The organism is Streptomyces sp. NPDC001270, from assembly GCF_042896695.1.
GTDB lineage: Bacteria > Actinomycetota > Actinomycetes > Streptomycetales > Streptomycetaceae > Streptomyces.
Map to the genome: position 1 here is coordinate 1 of NZ_JBIAXM010000090.1, position 2,694 is coordinate 2,694.

General features: G+C 56.4%; 1 rRNA gene. It reads right to left on the reverse strand.

Annotated elements, in window-relative coordinates:
- Positions 1-2,345, reverse strand: a 23S ribosomal RNA gene (locus ACFY2B_RS46025); the annotation flags it as partial.
- Positions 2,346-2,694: the final 349 nt, after the last annotated feature.

Below are 2,694 nucleotides of genomic sequence, written 5' to 3' on the forward strand. Positions count from 1 at the left end.
GATCGCTTCAAAGTCTCCCAGCTATCCTACACAAGCCGAACCGAACACCAATATCAAACTGTAGTAAAGGTCCCGGGGTCTTTCCGTCCTGCTGCGCGAAACGAGCATCTTTACTCGTAGTGCAATTTCACCGGGCCTATGGTTGAGACAGTCGAGAAGTCGTTACGCCATTCGTGCAGGTCGGAACTTACCCGACAAGGAATTTCGCTACCTTAGGATGGTTATAGTTACCACCGCCGTTTACTGGCGCTTAAGTTCTCAGCCTCGCCCACCCGAAAGTGAGCTAACCGGTCCCCTTAACGTTCCAGCACCGGGCAGGCGTCAGTCCGTATACATCGCCTTACGGCTTCGCACGGACCTGTGTTTTTAGTAAACAGTCGCTTCTCGCTGGTCTCTGCGGCCACACCCAGCTCAAGCAGTACATGCCATCACCAGACGTGGCCCCCCTTCTCCCGAAGTTACGGGGGCATTTTGCCGAGTTCCTTAACCATAGTTCACCCGAACGCCTCAGTATTCTCTACCTGACCACCTGAGTCGGTTTAGGGTACGGGCCGCCATAAAACTCGCTAGAGGCTTTTCTCGACAGCATAGGATCATCCACTTCACCACAATCGGCTCGGCATCAGGTCTCAGCCTTAAAGTGCGACGGATTTACCTACCGCACGGCCTACACCCTTACCCCGGGACAACCACCGCCCGGGATGGACTACCTTCCTGCGTCACCCCATCACTCACCTACTACAAGTCTGGTCCGTCGGCTCCACCACTCCCCTCAACTCCGAAGAGATCAGGGCGGCTTCACGGACTTAGCATCGCCTGGTTCAATGTTTGACGCTTCACAGCGGGTACCGGAATATCAACCGGTTATCCATCGACTACGCCTGTCGGCCTCGCCTTAGGTCCCGACTTACCCTGGGCAGATCAGCTTGACCCAGGAACCCTTAGTCAATCGGCGCACACGTTTCCCACGTGTGAATCGCTACTCATGCCTGCATTCTCACTCGTGAACCGTCCACAACTACCTTCCAGTGCTGCTTCACCCGGCACACGACGCTCCCCTACCCATCACAGCAGGCGTTAGCCCACACACTGCAATGACACGACTTCGGCGGTACGCTTGAGCCCCGCTACATTGTCGGCGCGGAATCACTAGACCAGTGAGCTATTACGCACTCTTTCAAGGGTGGCTGCTTCTAAGCCAACCTCCTGGTTGTCTCTGCGACTCCACATCCTTTCCCACTTAGCGTACGCTTAGGGGCCTTAGTCGATGCTCTGGGCTGTTTCCCTCTCGACCATGGAGCTTATCCCCCACAGTCTCACTGCCGCGCTCTCACTTACCGGCATTCGGAGTTTGGCTAAGGTCAGTAACCCGGTAAGGCCCATCGCCTATCCAGTGCTCTACCTCCGGCAAGAAACACACGACGCTGCACCTAAATGCATTTCGGGGAGAACCAGCTATCACGGAGTTTGATTGGCCTTTCACCCCTAACCACAGGTCATCCCCCAGGTTTTCAACCCTGGTGGGTTCGGTCCTCCACGACCTCTTACAGCCGCTTCAACCTGCCCATGGCTAGATCACTCCGCTTCGGGTCTTGGGCATGCTACTCAAACGCCCTATTCGGACTCGCTTTCGCTACGGCTACCCCACACGGGTTAACCTCGCAACACACCGCAAACTCGCAGGCTCATTCTTCAAAAGGCACGCAGTCACACCAAAGTGCTCCCACGGCTTGTAGGCACACGGTTTCAGGTACTATTTCACTCCCCTCCCGGGGTACTTTTCACCATTCCCTCACGGTACTATCCGCTATCGGTCACCAGGGAATATTTAGGCTTAGCGGGTGGTCCCGCCAGATTCACACAGGATTTCTCGGGCCCCGTGCTACTTGGGTGTCTCTCAAGCAAGCCGCTGACATTTCAACTACGGGGGTCTTACCCTCTACGCCGGACCTTTCGCATGTCCTTCGTCTACATCAACGGTTTCTGACTCACCGACCAGCCGGCAGACTGATCAAGAGAGATCCCACAACCCCCACGACGCAACCCCTGCCGGGTCTCACACGCCGAAGGTTTAGCCTCATCCAGTTTCGCTCGCCACTACTCCCGGAATCACGGTTGTTTTCTCTTCCTGAGGGTACTGAGATGTTTCACTTCCCCTCGTTCCCTCCACATACCCTATGAGTTCAGGTACGGGTGACAGCCCATGACGACTGCCGGGTTTCCCCATTCGGAAACCCCCGGATCAAAGCCTGGTTGACGACTCCCCGGGGACTATCGCGGCCTCCCACGTCCTTCATCGGTTCCTGGTGCCAAGGCATCCACCGTGCGCCCTTAAAAACTTGGCCACAGATGCTCGCGTCCACTGTGCAGTTCTCAAACAACGACCAGCCACCCACCACCCCACCCTCACAGGCGAGTTCACTGGGACCGGCACTGAAGGAAACTCATTCCCTCAGACACCCAACAGCGCGCCCGACCCGGCCACTCTCCAGACTCACGTTCCACGCCGAAGCAGTACTAGTGACCCATCCAAGCAACCGTGCCGAATAGTCAACGTTCCACCCATGAGCAAACCACCGTCGAACACTCGCCGACGTAGTGGCTCTGACTGCCTTACAGCAGCTAGAAGCTCCTTAGAAAGGAGGTGATCCAGCCGCACCTTCCGGTACGGCTACCTTGTTACGACTTCGTCCC